Genomic DNA, 17,318 nt, shown 5'->3' on the forward strand with positions numbered 1-17,318 from the left:
TAGCGAGCATGGATTGGATCGTGGAGCCCTTCGAGGTGGCCTTCGTGCAGCGCGCGCTGTGGGGCGGCATCCTGGCCTCGGCGTTGTGCGCCATCGTCGGCACCTGGGTCGTCGTGCGCGGCATGGCCTTCCTCGGCGACGCCATGTCGCACGGCATGCTGCCCGGCATCGCCATCGCATCGCTACTCGGCGGCAACGTGCTCATCGGTGCCGCGGCAAGCGCCGTCGCCATGTCGCTCGGCGTCACCGCCATCACCCGCCGCTCGAAGCTCTCGCACGACACCGCCATCGGCCTGCTCTTCGTGGGCATGCTGTCGCTCGGCGTCATCATCGTGTCGAAATCACAGTCCTACGCCGTCGACCTGACCGGTTTCCTCTTCGGGGATGTCCTCGCCGTGCGCCCGCAGGACCTCGCCGTGCTCGCGGCCGCCCTCGTCGTCGCCGCGATCGTCAGCGTCGTGTTCCACCGCGCGTTCGTGGCGCTGGCGTTCGACGAACGCGTCGCCCGCACCCTCGGACTGCGTCCCCGCCTCGCCCAGGCCGTGCTGCTCAGCCTCGTGACGCTGGCGCTCGTGGCATCGTTCCACGTCGTCGGCACGCTGCTCGTGTTCGGTCTACTGATCGCACCTCCCGCCGCCGCGGCCGTCTGGGCCCGCAGCATCCCGGCGATCATGGCGGGCGGCGCGGCGCTCGGGGCGTTCTCGGTGTTCGCGGGGCTGCTCGTCTCGTGGCATGCGTCGACGGCCGCGGGGGCGACCATCGCGGGGATGTCCGTGCTCCTGTTCTTCGTGTCGGTCGGGGTTCGCGCGGTCGTGCGGCGCGAGACCGGGCACGCGGGACCGGACGCCGACACCGACACCGACACCGACACCGACACGGCTACGGGCAGACACACCGGCACTGACACCGACGACACGAACACGGCAACACCCGCAACATCCGCATTGAAAGTGAGCTCCACATGACATCCCGTCAGCATCGCGTCGGCCTCGGCGCGACCACGTTCGGCCTCGCCGCAGCCCTCGCCCTCACGGGGTGCGCGCCCGGTGGCGGCCCGAGCGGCACCGACGAAAAAGGCACGGATGCCGCATCCGACGCCGCCCAGCCCCACGGCTACGTGGAGGGCGCCGAGGAATCGGCCGAACCCCAGAACGGACTCATCTACGCCGACGCCTCGACGGGCGAGGTGCACCTGCTCGACCTGCTGTCGGGCGACACGAGCACCCTGAGCGACGGCGACACGAAGGCGCCGACGATCGATGCTCTGCGCACCGACGGTCGCTACGCCTACGCCTCGAGCGCGTCGACGGGCGCCCTGTCGGTTTTCGACGGCGGCACCTGGACCGTCGACCACGGCGACCACAAGCACTACTACCGCACGACGCCCGACGCCGTCGGCGTCATCGAGGGAGCCGCGGGAGCGAGCGTCGCGTCCTCGCGCACGTTCGTCGCGATCAGCGGTGCCGGCGCAACCGCGAACGGCGTCCTCGACCGGGCCAAGCTCGACGACGGCACCCTGTCGGAGAATGCGGACCTCACCGAGGGCGCGGCGAGCGCCGCCCTGGCCGTACCCTTCGGCGAGAACCTCATCACGGTCGCCGGCGACGCGTCCGACTCCCCCGCCGGCACGGTTCAGGTGCACGGTCCCGACGCCGCCGACCTCGGCACGCTCGCCGACAGCTGCACCGCCCCGGCCGGCACCGCCACGGCCCGCACGGGAATCGTCATCGGCTGCGCCGACGGCGCCCTGCTCGTCACCGACACGTCGGGCAGCTTCGCGAGCGAGAAGATCGCCTACCCCGAGTCCCTGCCAGCCGGTTCGCGCGCGACATCCTTCGACTACCGGCCCGGCGCCAACTACCTCGCCGCCCGCGCCGCCGACAACACGGTGCTCTCGCTCGACGTCTCCGATCGCGCCTGGTCGGTCGCCACATCCGCGGCCCCGGTGCGCGCCGTCACCTCGCCGGGCGACGGGTCGACCGTGCTTGCCCTGCTCGCCGACGGCACGCTCAATTCCTACTCCACCGACGATGGCTCGGTGATGACGAGTGTGCCGCTGCTCGCGGGCGGCGCGAGCACGGGGGCGGATGCGGCGAGCGGCACCCCCAGCATCCAGATCGACACGTCGCGTGCCTACGTCAACGACCCCGGCGCCCGCCAGATCCACGAGATCGACTACGCCGACGGACTGCGCCTGACGCGCAGCTTCGACACGACGATCACCCCCAGCCACCTCGTCGAGGTCGGGCGATGAGGCGCGCGACGTTCTCCGCAGTCACCCACTTTCCTGGCGGCAACGCCCGGATGCCGGTGCCTGCCGATCGGGGACAACACAGACGCCGCTCCCGGGTCGTCGCCCTCGTCGCCACGGCCCTGACCGCCGCGGGTGTGCTGACGGGCTGCAGCCCCGCCGGGGATCGCGCCGGCACGGTCGTCGTCACCACCAACATCCTGGGCGACGTCGTGCAGAACATCGCGGGCGACGAGGTCGAGGTCGAGGTGCTCATGGGCCCCAACGCCGACCCGCACTCGTTCGGCATCTCGGCGAAACAGGCCGCGGCGCTGCAAAACGCCGACCTCGTCGTCTACAACGGCCTGGGACTCGAGGAGGGCGTGCTGCGCGCAGTCGACGCGGCGGCAACGGATGGCGTGGCCACACTCGCCGTCGGCGAAGAGGTCGATCCCCTCACGTTCGCGTCCGACCAGGCGGGCGAGGGCGCCGCGGCCGACGAGCACAACGCCAGCGCCGGCCAGCTCGACCCGCACTTCTGGACCGACCCGGCCCGCATGCGCACGGCCGTCGACGCGATCGCGGCCCGCTTGATCGCAGAGGTCCCCGGCATCGACGCGCAGGCCATCCAGTCCAACGCCGATGCCTACCGCGACGAGCTCACGACCCTGGAGTCCCGCATCCAGGACACCGTCGACCGCATCCCCGCCGAGAACCGGGCGCTCGTCACCAACCACCACGTGTTCGGCTACTTCGCCGAGCGGTACGGCTTCGAGGTCATCGGCGCGATCGTGCCGTCGGGCACCACACTGGCCTCGCCGAGCGCCTCCGATCTCGACTCGCTGGCCTCGGCCATCCGCTCGTCGGGGGTGCCCGCGATCTTCGTCGACTCGTCGCAGCCCGACACGCTCGGCCAGGTGCTCGCCGACGAGGCCGGACTCGACGTGGCCGTGCTCTCGCTCTACTCCGAGTCGCTGACGTCGGCGAAGGGAGGTGCCCCGAGCTACATCGACATGATGGACGCCAATGTCGAGACGCTCGCCCGCGGACTCTCCCCCTGAATCATCCCCAGCACTCACCCTCGTTTAGAAACGTGAAAACATGCAGAAGAAAACTCGCTCCACCACGGCCCTCGCGGCCCTCCTCGCCGGCGGCCTCGCCCTCACCGGTTGCGCCTCGGGAGCCTCGAGCACCTCGACGCCCAGCGCCTCCTCCGCCCCCGACAGCCACTCGGATTCGGCGGGCTCGGGCGCCCTCGCCGTCAGCTACGACGGCGGCATCTACCTGCTCGACCCCGAGACCCTCGAGGTGACGAAGGACATCCCCCTCGACGGCTTCAACCGCCTGAACCCCGCCGGCGACGACCGCCACCTGTTCGTGTCGACGAGCTCGGGCTTCACACTGCTCGATGCCGAGGCCGGAGAGCTGACCGACCAGACGTTCGGCGGCGAGAAGCCCGGCCACGTGGTGCGCCACGACGGCCGCACCGTGCTGTTCACCGACGGCACGGGCGAGGTCGAGATCTTCGACACGCACGACATCGAGCACGCGAGCGACGACGACGCCCAGGCCCTCGAACCCGAAGAAACCTACAAGACAGCGGATGCCCACCACGGTGTCGCGGTCGAGCTCGCGAACGGCGAACTCGTCGTCACCCTCGGCACCGAGGAATCCCGCCCCGGCATCATCGTGCTCGATAAGAACCGCACGGAAATCGCGCGCAACGAGGACTGCCTGGGCGTGCACGGCGAGGCGACGGCCGAGGACGAAGCCGTCGTCATCGGCTGCGAGTCGGGCGTGCTCATCTACCAGGACGGCGAGATCACCAAGGTTGCGAGCCCCGACGCCTACGGCCGCATCGGCAACCAGGCCGGCAGCGACGAGTCGCCCATCACCCTCGGCGATTACAAGACCGACAAGGATGCCGAACTCGAGCGCCCCGAGCGCGTCTCACTCATCGACACCCGCACCAAGGAGCTGACACTCGTCGACCTGGGCACGAGCTACTCGTTCCGCTCGCTCGCGCGCGGGCCGCACGGTGAGGGCCTCGTGCTCGGCACCGACGGAGCCCTCCACGTGATCGACCCCGAGGCGGGAACGGTGACGAACAGCATCCCCGTCATCGCCGAGTGGAGCGAACCCCTCGACTGGCAGCAGCCCCGCCCCACGATCTTCGTGCGCGACCACGTGGCCTACGTGACCGAGCCCGCCTCGAAGAAGATCCACGCCGTCGACATCGAGTCGGGAGAAATCCTCACCACAGCCACGCTGCCCGAGGCCTCGAACGAGCTGTCGGGCGTGCTCGCCCACTAACGGCACGACGCAACCCGACACGGGGCGGTTCGCGGATGTCGCGAGCCGCCCCCGTGCGCATACCCCCGTACTTACACCCCTCTGCGCGCACCCCTCGTCGAGCGCAACCCGTCGCACGCCACCCGCGGCCCCGAATACACTGCCCTGACACCGACCGGCACCGCGGACACCGCCTCCGCTCGAAAGGATCCCCGTGAACGACGAGCTGCACCACTACCGCCCCGAGGGCCTGCCCGAGACCGATGTCTACCTGAGCCGCACGTTCGCGGCGCCCGTCGAGCGCGTGTTCGCGTACTTCACCGAGCCCGACCTGGTGGCGACCTGGTTCGGGCCCGAGACCTTCACCACACCGCGCGAGACGGTCGAGATCGACGCGCGCGAGGGCGGCGTCTGGAAGCTCGCCATGCAAGACCCCGAGACGCACGAGCTGCTGCCCATCGACGGCGTCATCACAGCCTTCGAGGCCCCCACCCACCTGGCCGTCAGGCTCGACGCGCAGACGGGCGACGGCGCCGAGCTCAGCGACGTGCGGCTCGACATCCGCTTCCAGGAGCGCGACGGCCACGGCCGCCTCACGCTGCACGAGACACCCTTCGACCTCGAGGGCCGCCACCAGACCGAGCAGGGCTGGCGCCTGTCGTTCGACAAGCTCGACGCCGAGCTCGCCATCCCGGCCGAATAGCGGCACGAGCGCGCGGCCCGACTCCACACCGCAACCCCTCTCGGGCATCGGATGTCGCGGCTAGGGTCGAGGCATGGAATCACGCATCCTCGGCCGCACGGGCCGCAACGTCTCGGTCATCGGTCTCGGCACCTGGCAGCTCGGCGCGGACTGGGGTGACGTCTCGGAAGACGACGCCCTGGCCGTGCTCGACGCCTCGGTCGAGAACGGTGTCACCTTCTTCGACACCGCCGACGTCTATGGCGACGGCCGCAGCGAAAGCCTGATCGGCCGGTTCCGCGCCGCGAACCCCGATCTCGACCTCACGGTCGCCACCAAGATGGGCCGCCGCGCCGAGCAGACGCCCGAGAACTACACGGCCGCAAACTTCCGCGCCTGGGTCGACCGCTCGCGCACGAACCTCGGTGTCGACACGCTCGACCTCGTGCAGCTGCACTGCCCGCCCACGGCCGTGTTCCACAACAACGCCGTCTACGACGCGCTCGACGCCCTCGTCGAGGACCAGTCGATCGCGGCCTACGGTGTGAGCGTCGAGGAGGCCGACCAGGCCCTCGCGGCCATCGAGCGCCCGGGCATCGCCACTGTGCAGATCATCTTCAACGCCTTCCGCCTGAAGCCGCTCGACGCCGTGCTGCCCGCCGCCGCCGAGGCGGGCGTCGGCATCATCGTGCGCGTGCCGCTCGCGAGCGGCCTTCTCTCGGGCAAGTACACGGCCGAGACCACCTTCGCGGACTCCGACCACCGCACGTTCAACCGGCACGGCGAGGCCTTCGACCAGGGCGAGACGTTCAGCGGCGTCGACTTCGAGGAGGGCGTCGCGGCCGCGCAGGAATTCGCGCGCGCTGTTCCCGAGGGCGTCTCGGTTCCGCAGGCGGCACTCAAGTGGATCGTCGAGCAGCCGGGCGTGAGCACCGTCATCCCGGGTGCGCGCAATGTATCGCAGGCGACGTCCAACGCGCAGGCCGCCTCTGTGCCCGAGCTCGGCGCCGACTTCGATCGCGTCGTGCACGACATCTACGACCGCCACTTCCGCGCGAGCATCCACCCGCGCTGGTAAGCATCGTCTGCCGCCCGTCGGCCGCGCGCCCCACACGCAGCGAAGCGCCCCTTCCACCGCACACGCGAGGGGAGGGGCGCTTCTTCGAGGGTCCGAGCCGGCGCCTTCGGGTGGCGCCGGCCGGAGGATCGGCGGCCGGCGGGTTAGCCGCAGGCCTTCAGGGCGGCTACGTCGGCCGAGAGCACGTTCGGACCGCCGAGGAGCGTCACCACGGTGGTGCCGAGCCGGTCGATGGCCTGCAGAACGCTGGGCACCACGCATCCGGGGCCGGTCAGATAGACCGGTGATCCCTTCGTGCCCGCGAGCGCCGCGCCCACCAGGGCGTCGGGGAAGCCGACCCCCGAGGCGAGATACACGGTGGCGCTCGAGCCGAAGGCGTCGAGGTTGATGGCCTCGGCGGTGGCGTAACGGTCCGCACCCGAGAGGCGCTTCACGGCCGTGGGCCCGAAGCCCGCCTTCAAGCCGTTCTCGATACCGACGCTGACGGCGTTGGGGCCGCCCGCGATCTTCACCGTGGTCGTCTTGAGCGTCTTCAATGCCGCGAGCGTCGCGGGGTCGAGGGTCGTGTTCGTTCCGGGGACGAGCACGACGGGAGCCTGGGCCTTCGCGGCGGCCGCCGATGCCGTGAGGGCGTCCGGGAAGTCGTAACCCGTTGCCACGTAGGCCGTCGGCGCGTTGGTGCCGAAGGCGTCGGCGGCGATGGCCCGCGAGGTGCCGAAGCGGTCGTCGCCCGAGAGCCGGACGGTCGGCGCGAGCGCCTTCAGTTCGGCGAGCACGCTGTTGCTGACGGCGTTGACGCCACCCGCGATGACGATCTTCGCCGGTTTCAGCCGCTTGATCTCGGCCTTCACGGCGGCCGGCAGGGCTTCGGGCGCCGTGAGGAGCAACGGCGACGAGAAGTGGGCGGCGGCCGGGGCCGCACTCAGGGCATCCGGGAAACCGTAGCCGTTGGCGATGTAGAGGCGAGCGACACCGGGGGCGAACGTCTGGGCCACGGCGATCGCGGTGCCGAAGCGGTCGGCCCCGGCGAGACGATTCGTCGTCACGTTTCCGGCGAGCACGGCGGACGTCGCAGCCGACGTCGCGGTTGCGGTCGGCGGCGTCCAGTCGGGCGCCGAACCGGTGACCCGCACCGAGAGCTGCGCGCCCCGATCGGCGGCCGTCGCGGTGTAGGTCGCCGAGGTCGCGCCGGCGATATCGGTCGCGCCGCGCAGCCACTGATACGTGAACGTGGTCGATGCCGGCGTCCACGTGCCGGGGTTGGCCGTCAGCGTTTCACCGACCTTGGCCGTGCCCGTGATGGTGGGAGTTCCGGCCACGAGGGTACCGGGCACGGCGGGCGCACCCACGGTGTCGTAGAGCGCGTAGTCGTCGGTCGTGATCTCACCGTTCTGGAACATGTTGAGACCGAAGCTCAGCCCGGTGGTGCCGGCGGGCAGGGCGGGCGTCGTCCATTCGGCCTGCGTCCACGTGGCCGCGGCTGCGAAGTAGGCGCTCGACGTGTAGTACGACCAGAGGCCGGCCGTGTTACGCAGATAGACGTTGATCTGGGTGGGCGCGGTCGAGGTGAACCAGGCACGCAACGAGTAGGTGTGCCCGGCCGTGACGGTGGGGGCGCAGGCACCCTGGTCGAAGGTGGACAGCAGCTGACCGTCTCCGTCGGTGTGGCCCGTCACCACGAGCTTCTCGGCGACGACTCCGGTGCGTCCGGGGGTGACGGTGCTGAAGGTGCGCGTGTTGGTGCCGAAGCCGGCCGTCGACCAGCAGGCCGGGATACCGGATGTCGCGACATCCTCGAGGCTCGGATTGATGATGCCGTTGACCCCGGCGCCCGGTGCGGGCGGGAGGGGCTGACTGACGACCGGTTTCACCGCGCCTCCGACAGCGTCTCCGACCGTCTTAACGACGGTGTTCTCGGTGGCCGCACGGGGGGTCAGCCAGTCGGTGAACTGCTTCAACAGGGCGGGCGAGATCGCGAGCGAGTCGCACGCGTTGTCGCAGACGTGATGGAACGTGAGCTGCACCCATCCGCCGCCGTTGTTCTCGGCGTTGAGCACGGCATTCTGCAGATCGGTGAGGGTCCAGGACGAATCGAACTGGTCGAGGGCCCGGGTGTAGAAGGGGTCGGCGGGCGGAAGCGCCTCGGAGAAGCCGCAACCGGCGCAGCCGAAGCGGGACTCGATGTCGCCCAGGCCGCGGGCGGAGTTGTAGCCGCAATCGGCGACGGCCTTCTCGGCGGCGGCGTCGACGGCCGCGAAGGGGTAGGCGAAGCTGCGCACGTTGGCGAAGCCCCAGTCGGCGAGGGTCGCTCGACTGTTGCAGGCCTCGCGCGTGGCCTCGGCCGCCGTGATGGTCGTGAAGTCGGGGTGGGTGACCGAGTGGCCGCCGATCTCGTGGCCGCTCGCGCCGATGCCCTGCAGCTGAGGCAGGGTCAGATATCCGGGGGCGCCGATGTAGCCCGTGATGGCATAGAAGGTGGCCTTGATGCCGGCGGCGTCGAGGATGGGAAGTGCCGCCATCTGGTCGGCGTTGGTGTCGTCGAAGGTGAGGCTGACAACTGTTTGCGGGTCGGTGATCGCGGCGCGGACGGAGGAGGCGGCAGTGCCTGTCGTCGGTGCGGCTTGAGCGGCCTGCGCGGCCAGGGGCATGACCCCGAGCGCGAGGGCGGCCGCCAGTAGTGCGGCGAGAGGCCGGGCCCGGAGGGCGTGCGGCATCGCAAAACGTGGACTCATGGGAAGCTCCTGATTCGGGTGGCCGGGAGGTGAACGGCCGATGCCTCAGTCTTGAGGCGCGTTTAGGTGCGGAGCAACGATTCCGGGGACGCGTGCGGATTGCGGCCCGGTAACGTGCGGGTATGCGCCTCTTGCGGAAACCCGCAATCGAGCGGCTACCCGGATGGCCGCGCCTAGCCGCGCGGCAGGTAGCGGTGTTCGGGGCGCCCCGTGCTGCCGTAGTTGAGCTGCACGCGGATCGACCCGTCGGCCGCGAGCCCCGAGAGGTAGCGCTGCGCGGTCGCGCGCGAGACGCCCACGCGCTCGGCAACGTCGACGGCCGAGAGCTCGGCATCAGCGCGCTCGACGGCATCGAGCACGGCCTGTTCGGTGGCCGACCGCGAGCGCGAGCCCCCCGGGCTGTCCCCCGAGTGCACGATGCGCAAGCCCCGTTCGATAGCCTCCTGGTCGAGGGTGCGGGCGGGGTCGGCGGGCACGACGTTGGCGAACCGCTGGAACGCCGCGATGCGGTCGGTCAGCGCGTCGGCCGCGAACGGTTTGATCAGGTAGCACAGCGCCCCGCGGCGCAGGGCCGTGCGCACGGTGTCGGCGTCGGAGGCGGCGCTCAACAGGAAAACATCCGCATCAATGTCCCGCAGCAGATCGAGGCCGCTCTCGTCGGGCAGGTAGGCGTCGAGCAGCACGAGCCCCGGGCGGTGTTGCGCGATGGCCTGGCGAGCGGCGGCCGCCGTGCCCACGGGTTCGAGCACGCGCACACCGGGCACGCGCGCGGCATATTCGGCATGCAGGCGCGCTACACGGAAGTCGTCGTCGACGACCAGGACGACGAGATCGTCGGATGCTGCGCTCACGGTGTTCCTTCGTTCGGGATGTCGGGGCGGGCGGGGCGGTCGGGCTCGACGGCGCCGGGCAGGCGCACGCAGAACACCGCTCCGTGTTCGCCGGGCACGCCGCGCGAGGCCAACCAGAGGTCGCCGCCGCTGCGCCGCGCGATGTCGCGGGAGAGTGGGAGCCCGAAGCCGAGTCCGTGCACGGCATCCGGATCGGGTTCTGCGCGATCGCCGACCTCCTCCCGGGCATCCACCCCGTTCCCGGAGTCCATGACGGACAGGTAGAGGTCGGCCCCGTCATCCAGCACCTCGACCTCCACCCACGCCGGCGAGACCTGCCCCGCCACGGCCGCCGCGACGGCGTTGTCGATGAGGTTGCCCAGCACGGTCGTCACGTCTTCGGCGGCGACCACGCGACCCGTCACGAGCGTCTCGGCGCCGATCGTGAGCAGCACCCCCTTTTCGGAGGCCTCGATGCCTTTCGCCCCGAGGAACGCCTGCAGATAGGGCTCGGTCAGGCGGTCGGCGTGCTCGACGGGGTATTTGAGCGGGCCGTGGTTCAGCACATCCGCCAGATAGCGTTCGGCCTGGTCGTGCTCCCCCGTGGCGATGAGGCCCGAGATGGCGTGCAGGCGGTTGGCGAATTCGTGGCGCTGCACACGCAGCGCGGTCGTCATGGCATTCACGGCGTCGAGTTTGCGGCTGAGCGCCTCCACGTCGGTGCGGTCGCGCACGATCACGACGCGGCCGAGGTGGGCGCCGTCGCGCGACACGGTCCGCACGTCGATGAAGACGACGCGGCCGTTCAGCAGGAGTTGTTGTTCGGCGCCGTCACCCCGCACGAGCGCGCGGAAGTCGGCGGGCAGACCCAGTTCGTCGAGCGTGTGGCCCACGGCATCCGTGACCCCGAGCACCCGGGCCGCCTGGTCGTTGCACACCGTGATCCGGTCGTCGGGGCCGAGGCCGATCACGCCTTCGCCCACGCCCGAGAGCACGGCCTCCTGGTCTTGCACGAGCGCGCGCAGCTCTTCGGGTTGCAGGCCGAGCGTCAGCCGCCGCAACCGTCGCCGAATCAGAATGGATGCCGCCACCCCGACACCCAGGGCCGCCAACGCCCCGATCACGACGGGTGCGATTTCGTCGCCCAGCGTGTCGAACACCGTGGAGGCCGCGAAGCCCACGCTGATCTCGCCCACCACGTCGTCGGTCGACCCGGGTGCCGCTCCCGGCGCCAGCACGGGCACCTTCGCGCGCGCCGAGTCGCCGAGTGTGCCGCGTTCCCAGGAGACATCCTCGCGTCCGGCGAGCGCGACGTCGGGGCTCGTGCTCACGGTCTCACCGAGTTCGTCGGGGTTCGGATGCGCGAGCCTGATGCCCTGATCGTCGGTGATGACGACGAACAACGCGCCGGTCCTCACGCGCACGTTCTCGGCCACGGTCTCGAGCGGTCCGTCCGCGAGCTCGGTGGCCGACGGTGTGCCCGGATCGGCCGACCACTCAGCCACGTCGGCGCGCACATCCGGGTCTTCGGCCACGCTGCGAGCGATGGCCAGCGCGGTGGCCTCGGCCTCGCGCACCAGTTGCCCCGTGCCCACCCACACGAAGACACCGGCCGAGATGGCCACGGTGGCGAGCACGACGGCCACCTGCAGGATGAACACCTGTGTGACGAAGCGCAGCGGCGCTCGCGGCGGTGTTCGCAGCGGTGTTCGCGGCGTTCGAGGCGTTCGCGGTGCGCGGGGGGCGCGCGTTGCGGGTGTACCCGGCATGCGACCTCCTTCGCCTCGTCGCCCTTCAGGGTACCCAGATGAACGCGCGCCGACCCCCTGAGCACAATGCGCAAAACCGGTTTTATGCGTGCTTTCTCCTAAACGCGGCAAAGCAAGACAGCGGATGCCGCGTCTGCGAGCCTCTGGGGGCGGCGCACCATTCCGCAGACAAAACAGACAAAGGAGTCAGTGTGTCTCTCGTCATTCTCGGTTTCGCCATGATCGTCACCTTCATGGTGCTCATCATGACCAAGAAGCTCACGCCCGTCGTGGCCCTCATCCTCGTCCCCACCATCTTCGGCCTGTTCGCCGGAGCGGGCCTCGGGCTCGGCGACATGGTCATGGAATCCGTCGGCAAACTCGCGCCCACGGCCGCCCTGCTCATGTTCGCCATCATCTACTTCGGCATCATGATCGACGTCGGGCTGTTCGACCCGCTCGTGCGTTTCATCCTGAAGGTGGCCGGCAACGATCCGGCCAAGATCGTCGTCGGCACGGCGCTGCTGGCGGGCGCGGTCTCGCTCGACGGCGACGGCTCGACCACGTTCATCGTCACGACGGCGGCCTTGCTGCCCATCTACCTGCGTCTCGGCATGAGCCCCGTCGTGCTCACGTGTGTGGCGGGTCTCGCCAACGGCACGCTCAACATCGTCCCCTGGGGCGGTCCCACGGTGCGCGCCGCCGCGGCCCTCAAGGTCGACGCGAGCGCCATCTTCGTCCCCATGATCCCGTCGCTCATCGCGGGTCTCGTCATCGTCTTCCTCTTCGCCTGGATGCTGGGGCTCGCCGAGCGCAAGCGCCTCGGCCGTTTCGACGCCGACGGCAGTCCCCTGGGCACCGACGGCACGCTCGCGGGCACCACGTTCGGCCGCGCCCGCGGCACCACCGACACGGATGACGCGACCCCGGGTTCCGGTTCCGGTCTCGCCGGCTCTCGCGGCCGCTTCGGCTCCGCCGGCACCGGTTCGAGCTCGGGCACCGCCTCCTCCACACCGGCTGGTTCCCCCGCCACCGTCGACGCCTCGGGTGTCGCGGTCATCACGCAGCCCATCGCGACCGCCATGTCGGACACCATGCTCGACTCCGACCGCCCCACCCTGCGTCCCAAGCTCATCTGGTTCAACCTCGCGCTCACGCTCGCGGTCATGACGCTCCTGGTGCTCGACCTGGTGCCACTGTTCTACGTCTTCATGATCGGTTCGGCCATCGCACTGCTCGTGAACTTCCCCAAGATGAAGAGCCAGGCATCCGAGATCGTGGCGCACGCTCCGAGCGTCGTCGGCGTCGTGTCGATGGTTCTGGCCGCCGGTGTGCTGATCGGCGTACTCGACGGCACGGGCATGGTCGACGCGATGGCGAACTGGTTGGTCGAGGTCATCCCGGCGTCGATGGGACCGTTCCTGGCCGTCATCACGGGCCTGCTCAGCATCCCGATGACGTTCTTCATGTCGAACGACGCGTTCTACTTCGGCATCCTGCCGGTGCTGTCGCAGAGCGCCGCGAACTTCGGCATCGACCCGGTCGAGATGGCTCGCGCGTCGATCACCGGGCAGCCCGTGCACCTGCAGTCTCCGCTGGTTCCCGCCATCCTGCTGCTCGTCTCCCTCGCCAACGTGAACCTCGGCGACCACCACAAGAAGGTGCTCTGGCGGGCCGCCATCGTCTCGGTCGTCATGCTCGTCGTCGGCGTCCTCGTCGGCTCGATCCCCTGGGGTTGAGTCGCGTGCTCTGGCCTCGGCCGGCGCGGGGATGCGGTCAGCGCAGTCGCTTGCGCATCTCGAGTTCGCGCGTGCTGGGGTCGAGCACGTAGGGCACGGTGACGCCCGTCGCGTAAAAACCTCGTCGCTCGTAGGCGGCGATGGCGCGCGGGTTGCTCTCGTGCACGTGCAGCAGCAGCTCGTCCCCCTCGCCGCGGGCCCACTCCTCGACCCCGGCGAGCAGCAGGTCGGTGACGTGCGAGTTCTTGCCGCGGTAAGCGGGTGACACGTACACGCCGACGAGTAGCGGTTTCGACCCGACGGCGTCGTCCACGTAGCCGCCCATGATGCCGGCCCAGGCTCCGGTGTCGAGGTCTATGGCGACGAGGGCCGTGCTGTGCGGGTTGGTTCCGCGGCGGCCGCGCTCACGCCATCCGGCCTCGGTGACGCGGTGCGCGGCCTCGAGGGTTTCGCCGAATGCGATGGGGGTGTCGGCGAGCATCTCGAGTCGCAGCGCACGCACCTGCTGCCAGTCGTCGGCCGTAGTTGCGCGCACCTCGATACGTTTCTTCGCCATCGTCACACCCTAACCGGATGCCGTGGCCACGCCGATCCGGACCGCGCCCCCCTGCGTCCTCCGCGGTGGGGCAGCTTCGCGGGGCGCGGCCAGCACCGCGGCCGGCGTTCCCGCTACGGCCGCGTCGCCTGGGCTTCCTGCTCCGTCGCTGCGGCATCATCCGGCGCAGCCTGGGCCCGCGGACCCCACTGCGGCGGTTTCGGCTTTGCGAAGAACACGACGATGACGCCCCCGATGAGCGCGACGGCGGCGGGCAGCAGCAGGGCCTGAGCCATGGCCGCGGTGAACCCGGCGTGCAACGCCTCGGGCAGTTCGCCACCGGTCGTGGGCATCTCGCCGCCGGGTGCGGCACCGGATGCTCCGCCACCCAGTTCGGCGCTGATGCGAGCCTGCATGAGCGCCGCGATGGACGCGCTTCCGAGCACGGCGCCGATCTGCCGGGTGGTGTTGTAGACGCCCGATCCGGCGCCGGCGAGCTGCGGCGGCAGGTTGCGCGTGGCGGTCGTCGACAGCGGACCCCAGATGCCGGCGTTGGCGAGGCCGAGGACGGCGCTCGGCAGCAGGAACATCCATATGGGGCGGTCGGGTGTGAGCAGCAGCGAGTACCAGACGAGCGCGAGGGCGAGCAGTAGCATGCCGGTGACGGCGATGTAGCGGGGGTTGTAGCGGTCGATGAGCTTGCCGGCGACGGGCGCGAGCACGCCCGAGATGACGGCCATGGGCACCATCATGAGTGCCGATTGGGTGGGCGTCAGGCCGAGCACGGTCTGGTAGAAGAAGATGAGCGGCAGGCTCATGCTCGTGATGGTGAAGCCGACCGTGGTGATGGCGCCGTTGGCGAGCGAGAAGTTGCGGTCGCGGAAGAGTTTCAGCGGCAGGAGCGGTTCGCCGCGGTTGTAGCGCTGCCAGACGACGAAGCCGATGAGCACGACGATGCCGGCCACGATGAGGCCCCAGACGGTGATGGGCCCGGCGATGGTGCCCCAGTCGTAGGCCTCACCTTCCTGGATGCCGAACACGAGCAGGAAGAGGCCGACGGCCGAGAGCACGACGCCCAGGATGTCGAATTTGTGCGGGTGTTTTTCGAGCGAGGGCACGAGACGCGCGGCGAGCACGAAGGCGACGATGCCGATGGGCACGTTGACGAAGAAGATCCATTCCCAGCCGAACCCGTCGACGAGCACGCCGCCGAGGATGGGGCCGACGAGCGTGGCGACGCCGGCGGTGGCTCCCCAGAGTCCCATGGCCGCGCCGCGGCGGTCGGGCGGGAAGATGCGGGTGATGACGGCCATGGTCTGCGGGGTCATGAGCGATGCGCCGAGTCCCTGGAACACGCGGGCCACGATGAGCATCTCGATGCTGCCGGCGAATCCGCACCAGGCCGAGGCGAGGGTGAAGATCACGAGCCCGCCGAGGTAGAGGTTTTTCGGCCCGAACCGGTCGCCGAGCCGCCCGGTGATGAGCAGCGGCACGGCGTAGGCGAGCAGGTAGGCGCTGGTCACCCAGAGCACGGCGTTCAGGTCGGCGCCGAGCCCGCGCATGATGGCGGGGTTGGCGACCGAGACGATGGTGGTGTCGATCAGGATCATGAAGAATCCGATGACGAGTGACCAGAGTGCCGGCCACGGTTTTGCGATGGTTTCCACGGTGTCCTAAAGATGCGAGGGCTCAGCGTCAGGCTGGGCCGGGTGAGGGGTGGGGATGCTTGTAGGGAGAGTTCGATGGGACGTTCTCGGTGCCGCCGCCCCCGTGGCACGTCAGTTCGTGGGTTCAGGCAGCTGCGTGCGGGCCGCTGAGCCAAGCCATGCTCGCGCTTCCGCTTCACGCTGCGCGCGTTCCTTGAGTTCTTCGGTCGAGTCCCGGGTCGCGCCGGCCGGTTCGGCCTCACGTTCTCGGGTGTCTTCTACGATGGCGACGCCACTCACCCGGCGCTCGTGCGAGGCGCTATCGAGCGTTCCGCGTGCCACGGCTGTTTCTTCGGGCGGTGGCACGGGAACGTTGTCTGAACGAAAACGCCGCCCGGATGCATCCCCCGCCGCCATTCGACGCCGACCGCTTCTCGTGCCGACGTGCGATGAGGCGGGTCCGTTGCGAGCGCGCTCTTCGGGACTGCGGTCGTCGTGCCAGGGGATGTCTCCGGCGTCGAGCCTGGCCAGGAGCTGCCCGTTCCAGTCCATCTCCGCGCAGATCATGTGCCGACGGAATTGACGGTGCAAGACGTACATCTCGGGCACACCGCGCTCGTCGGCCTGTCTGGTGGCTTCGTCGATGGCTTCGATCTCGGCGGTCAGGTGACGATTGCGCCGCGCGACGGCTTCGTGAACGACATCGGCCGCGAGCGCATGCATCCCGGATATGGCGAGGATGTATTCGGGATACTCCTCGGCAGGCAGTTCTACCATGTGCTGCAGTTCGCGTTCATAGGCTTCGCGTCCGGCCTGCGTGATTTCGAACGTGGTCCGCTCCGGTCTCGGACCATCACGGAATGTTTCGAATTCGGCGGCGTATCCGCGATCTTCCAGCGCGTACACCGCGCGGTACAGAGATCCTGGGCTGACGTTGACGACGCGATCCTCGCCGCGCTTCAGGGCCAGCTGATACATCTCGTAGGCATGCATCGGTCGTTCCGCGAGAAACCCGAGTGCCGCGACGCGAATCATCGGCATCCCAAGGCCTTCGCCCTGTTTCCGTCGATTCATATCATCACCGCCCCCATCGTCCTGTCGGCGACAGGCACATTCTTTCCACGTTTTCGGTATTCCAGATGGACTATTCCATCTGGAATAGTCCATCTGGAATATACCGCCTGGAATAGCTCAAACCAAGAAAAAAGTGCGGCCCAGGCAGCACGGGGCTGCTCGAGAACGTCCGCCATCTCCGACGACATCCGAACGACACGATGCGGAGCTCGAACGCCTCCGCGGTCTCGGCAACAGCAGCAACGCACGACGGAGCGGCAGGCCGCTAGGAAACGAGGCACGACGAGGCGACGGTCCGCTAGGAAACGAGGCACGACGAGGCGACGGTCCGCTAGGAAACGAGCCACGACGTGGCAACGGTCCGCGAGGAAACGAGGCACAACGTAGCGGCAGGCCGCGAGAAAACGAGGCACGACGTGGCGACGGACCGCGAGAAAACGAGGCAGACCGAAACGACGGGCCGCGACGAAACGAGGCACGCCGTGCCTCGAGGCGACGTGGTGCGGGGCGAGGCTACGGAGCGTGGAGAGGCGACCAACGGATCGACGGAGCGCGGAGCGGCTCGACGGAGCGCGGAACGGCTCGACGGAGCGCGGAACGGCTCGACGTGGCGCGGAGACGCGGCCAACGGCGTGGGAGGCGGCGCCACAAGGAGGCGCCGCGCGGAAGTGGGGGCCTTGCCGAATGTGACGTGGCAGGCGCCAGACGGCGGGACCGTCAGACGGTGTGGCG

13 protein-coding genes are annotated in these 17,318 nt (G+C 69.6%); 7 read left to right on the top strand and 6 right to left on the bottom strand.

The features are described 5' to 3' along the window. The first annotated feature begins 8 nt into the window (after positions 1 to 8). The 6 genes from aztB (at position 9) to ACUWEX_RS13175 (ending at position 6,282) form a co-directional block, all read left to right on the top strand. Complete coding sequence (gene aztB / locus ACUWEX_RS13150; protein ID WP_445996538.1) at positions 9 to 965, top strand: zinc ABC transporter permease AztB; 957 nt, start codon at positions 9 to 11, stop codon at positions 963 to 965. Further along, entirely contained in the window at positions 962 to 2,254 is a 1,293-nt protein-coding gene (locus ACUWEX_RS13155; protein ID WP_445996539.1) for a hypothetical protein, read from the top strand. Before aztB ends, ACUWEX_RS13155 begins: the two co-directional genes overlap by 4 nt. A 56-nt stretch (positions 2,255 to 2,310) precedes the next feature. Then, positions 2,311 to 3,291, top strand: a complete 981-nt coding sequence (gene aztC, locus ACUWEX_RS13160) for a zinc ABC transporter substrate-binding protein AztC (protein ID WP_445996540.1) — start codon at positions 2,311 to 2,313, stop codon at positions 3,289 to 3,291. A 40-nt stretch (positions 3,292 to 3,331) separates the two neighbouring features. Beyond that, on the top strand, positions 3,332 to 4,543 hold the full coding sequence (gene aztD / locus ACUWEX_RS13165; RefSeq protein ID WP_079728623.1) for a zinc metallochaperone AztD: 1,212 nt from the start codon (positions 3,332 to 3,334) through the stop codon (positions 4,541 to 4,543). 193 nt (positions 4,544 to 4,736) lie between these two features. Further along, on the top strand, positions 4,737 to 5,225 hold the full coding sequence (locus ACUWEX_RS13170) for an SRPBCC family protein (RefSeq protein ID WP_445996541.1): 489 nt from the start codon (positions 4,737 to 4,739) through the stop codon (positions 5,223 to 5,225). Between the two features lie 73 nt (positions 5,226 to 5,298). Beyond that, positions 5,299 to 6,282: an aldo/keto reductase gene (locus ACUWEX_RS13175; protein WP_079728625.1), complete on the top strand. Its 984-nt coding sequence runs from the start codon at positions 5,299 to 5,301 to the stop codon at positions 6,280 to 6,282. Positions 6,283 to 6,425: 143 nt separating this feature from the next. Here the strand turns inward: ACUWEX_RS13175 and ACUWEX_RS13180 are convergent, their stop codons facing one another. The 3 genes from ACUWEX_RS13180 to ACUWEX_RS13190 form a co-directional block, all read right to left on the bottom strand. Beyond that, positions 6,426 to 9,014, bottom strand: coding sequence for a cell wall-binding repeat-containing protein (locus tag ACUWEX_RS13180; protein WP_445996542.1), 2,589 nt, complete (start codon positions 9,012 to 9,014; stop codon positions 6,426 to 6,428). Between the two features lie 173 nt (positions 9,015 to 9,187). Continuing rightward, on the bottom strand, positions 9,188 to 9,865 hold the full coding sequence (locus ACUWEX_RS13185; protein ID WP_445996543.1) for a response regulator: 678 nt from the start codon (positions 9,863 to 9,865) through the stop codon (positions 9,188 to 9,190). Beyond that, complete coding sequence (locus tag ACUWEX_RS13190; protein WP_445996544.1) at positions 9,862 to 11,505, bottom strand: ATP-binding protein; 1,644 nt, start codon at positions 11,503 to 11,505, stop codon at positions 9,862 to 9,864. The genes ACUWEX_RS13185 and ACUWEX_RS13190 overlap by 4 nt, the downstream gene beginning before the upstream one ends. 326 nt (positions 11,506 to 11,831) lie before the next feature. Here ACUWEX_RS13190 and ACUWEX_RS13195 point away from each other — a divergent pair, with 326 nt between their 5' ends. Then, the gene (locus ACUWEX_RS13195) at positions 11,832 to 13,331 is read left to right on the top strand and encodes a CitMHS family transporter (protein ID WP_445997650.1); all 1,500 of its coding nucleotides are present in this window, start codon (positions 11,832 to 11,834) and stop codon (positions 13,329 to 13,331) included. Positions 13,332 to 13,368: 37 nt separating this feature from the next. Here the strand turns inward: ACUWEX_RS13195 and ACUWEX_RS13200 are convergent, their stop codons facing one another. The 3 genes from ACUWEX_RS13200 to ACUWEX_RS13210 all read right to left on the bottom strand — a co-directional run bounded on the left by ACUWEX_RS13200 (position 13,369) and on the right by ACUWEX_RS13210 (position 16,553). Beyond that, a complete protein-coding gene (locus ACUWEX_RS13200; protein ID WP_445996545.1) occupies positions 13,369 to 13,887 on the bottom strand; it encodes a GNAT family N-acetyltransferase in 519 nt (172 codons plus the stop codon). A gap of 113 nt (positions 13,888 to 14,000) precedes the next feature. Next, positions 14,001 to 15,533 carry a DHA2 family efflux MFS transporter permease subunit gene (locus ACUWEX_RS13205; protein WP_445996546.1) on the bottom strand — a complete coding sequence of 511 codons (1,533 nt, stop codon included), beginning with the start codon at positions 15,531 to 15,533 and terminating at the stop codon, positions 14,001 to 14,003. Between the two features lie 111 nt (positions 15,534 to 15,644). Further along, positions 15,645 to 16,553 carry a PadR family transcriptional regulator gene (locus ACUWEX_RS13210; protein WP_445996547.1) on the bottom strand — a complete coding sequence of 303 codons (909 nt, stop codon included), beginning with the start codon at positions 16,551 to 16,553 and terminating at the stop codon, positions 15,645 to 15,647. Between the last annotated feature and the right edge of the window lie 765 nt (positions 16,554 to 17,318).

Source organism: Okibacterium fritillariae (genome assembly GCF_052783725.1).

Excerpts from the sequence above, each read along its gene's own strand:
- aztB (WP_445996538.1), top strand. The coding sequence starts at position 9 with ATGGATTGGATCGTGGAGCCCTTCGAGGTGGCCTTCGTGCAGCGCGCG.
- ACUWEX_RS13155 (WP_445996539.1), top strand. The coding sequence starts at position 962 with ATGACATCCCGTCAGCATCGCGTCGGCCTCGGCGCGACCACGTTCGGC.
- aztD (WP_079728623.1), top strand. The coding sequence starts at position 3,332 with ATGCAGAAGAAAACTCGCTCCACCACGGCCCTCGCGGCCCTCCTCGCC.
- ACUWEX_RS13175 (WP_079728625.1), top strand. The coding sequence starts at position 5,299 with ATGGAATCACGCATCCTCGGCCGCACGGGCCGCAACGTCTCGGTCATC.
- ACUWEX_RS13180 (WP_445996542.1), bottom strand. The coding sequence starts at position 9,014 with ATGAGTCCACGTTTTGCGATGCCGCACGCCCTCCGGGCCCGGCCTCTC.
- ACUWEX_RS13195 (WP_445997650.1), top strand. The coding sequence starts at position 11,832 with ATGATCGTCACCTTCATGGTGCTCATCATGACCAAGAAGCTCACGCCC.
- ACUWEX_RS13200 (WP_445996545.1), bottom strand. The coding sequence starts at position 13,887 with ATGGCGAAGAAACGTATCGAGGTGCGCGCAACTACGGCCGACGACTGG.
- ACUWEX_RS13210 (WP_445996547.1), bottom strand. The coding sequence starts at position 16,553 with ATGCCGATGATTCGCGTCGCGGCACTCGGGTTTCTCGCGGAACGACCG.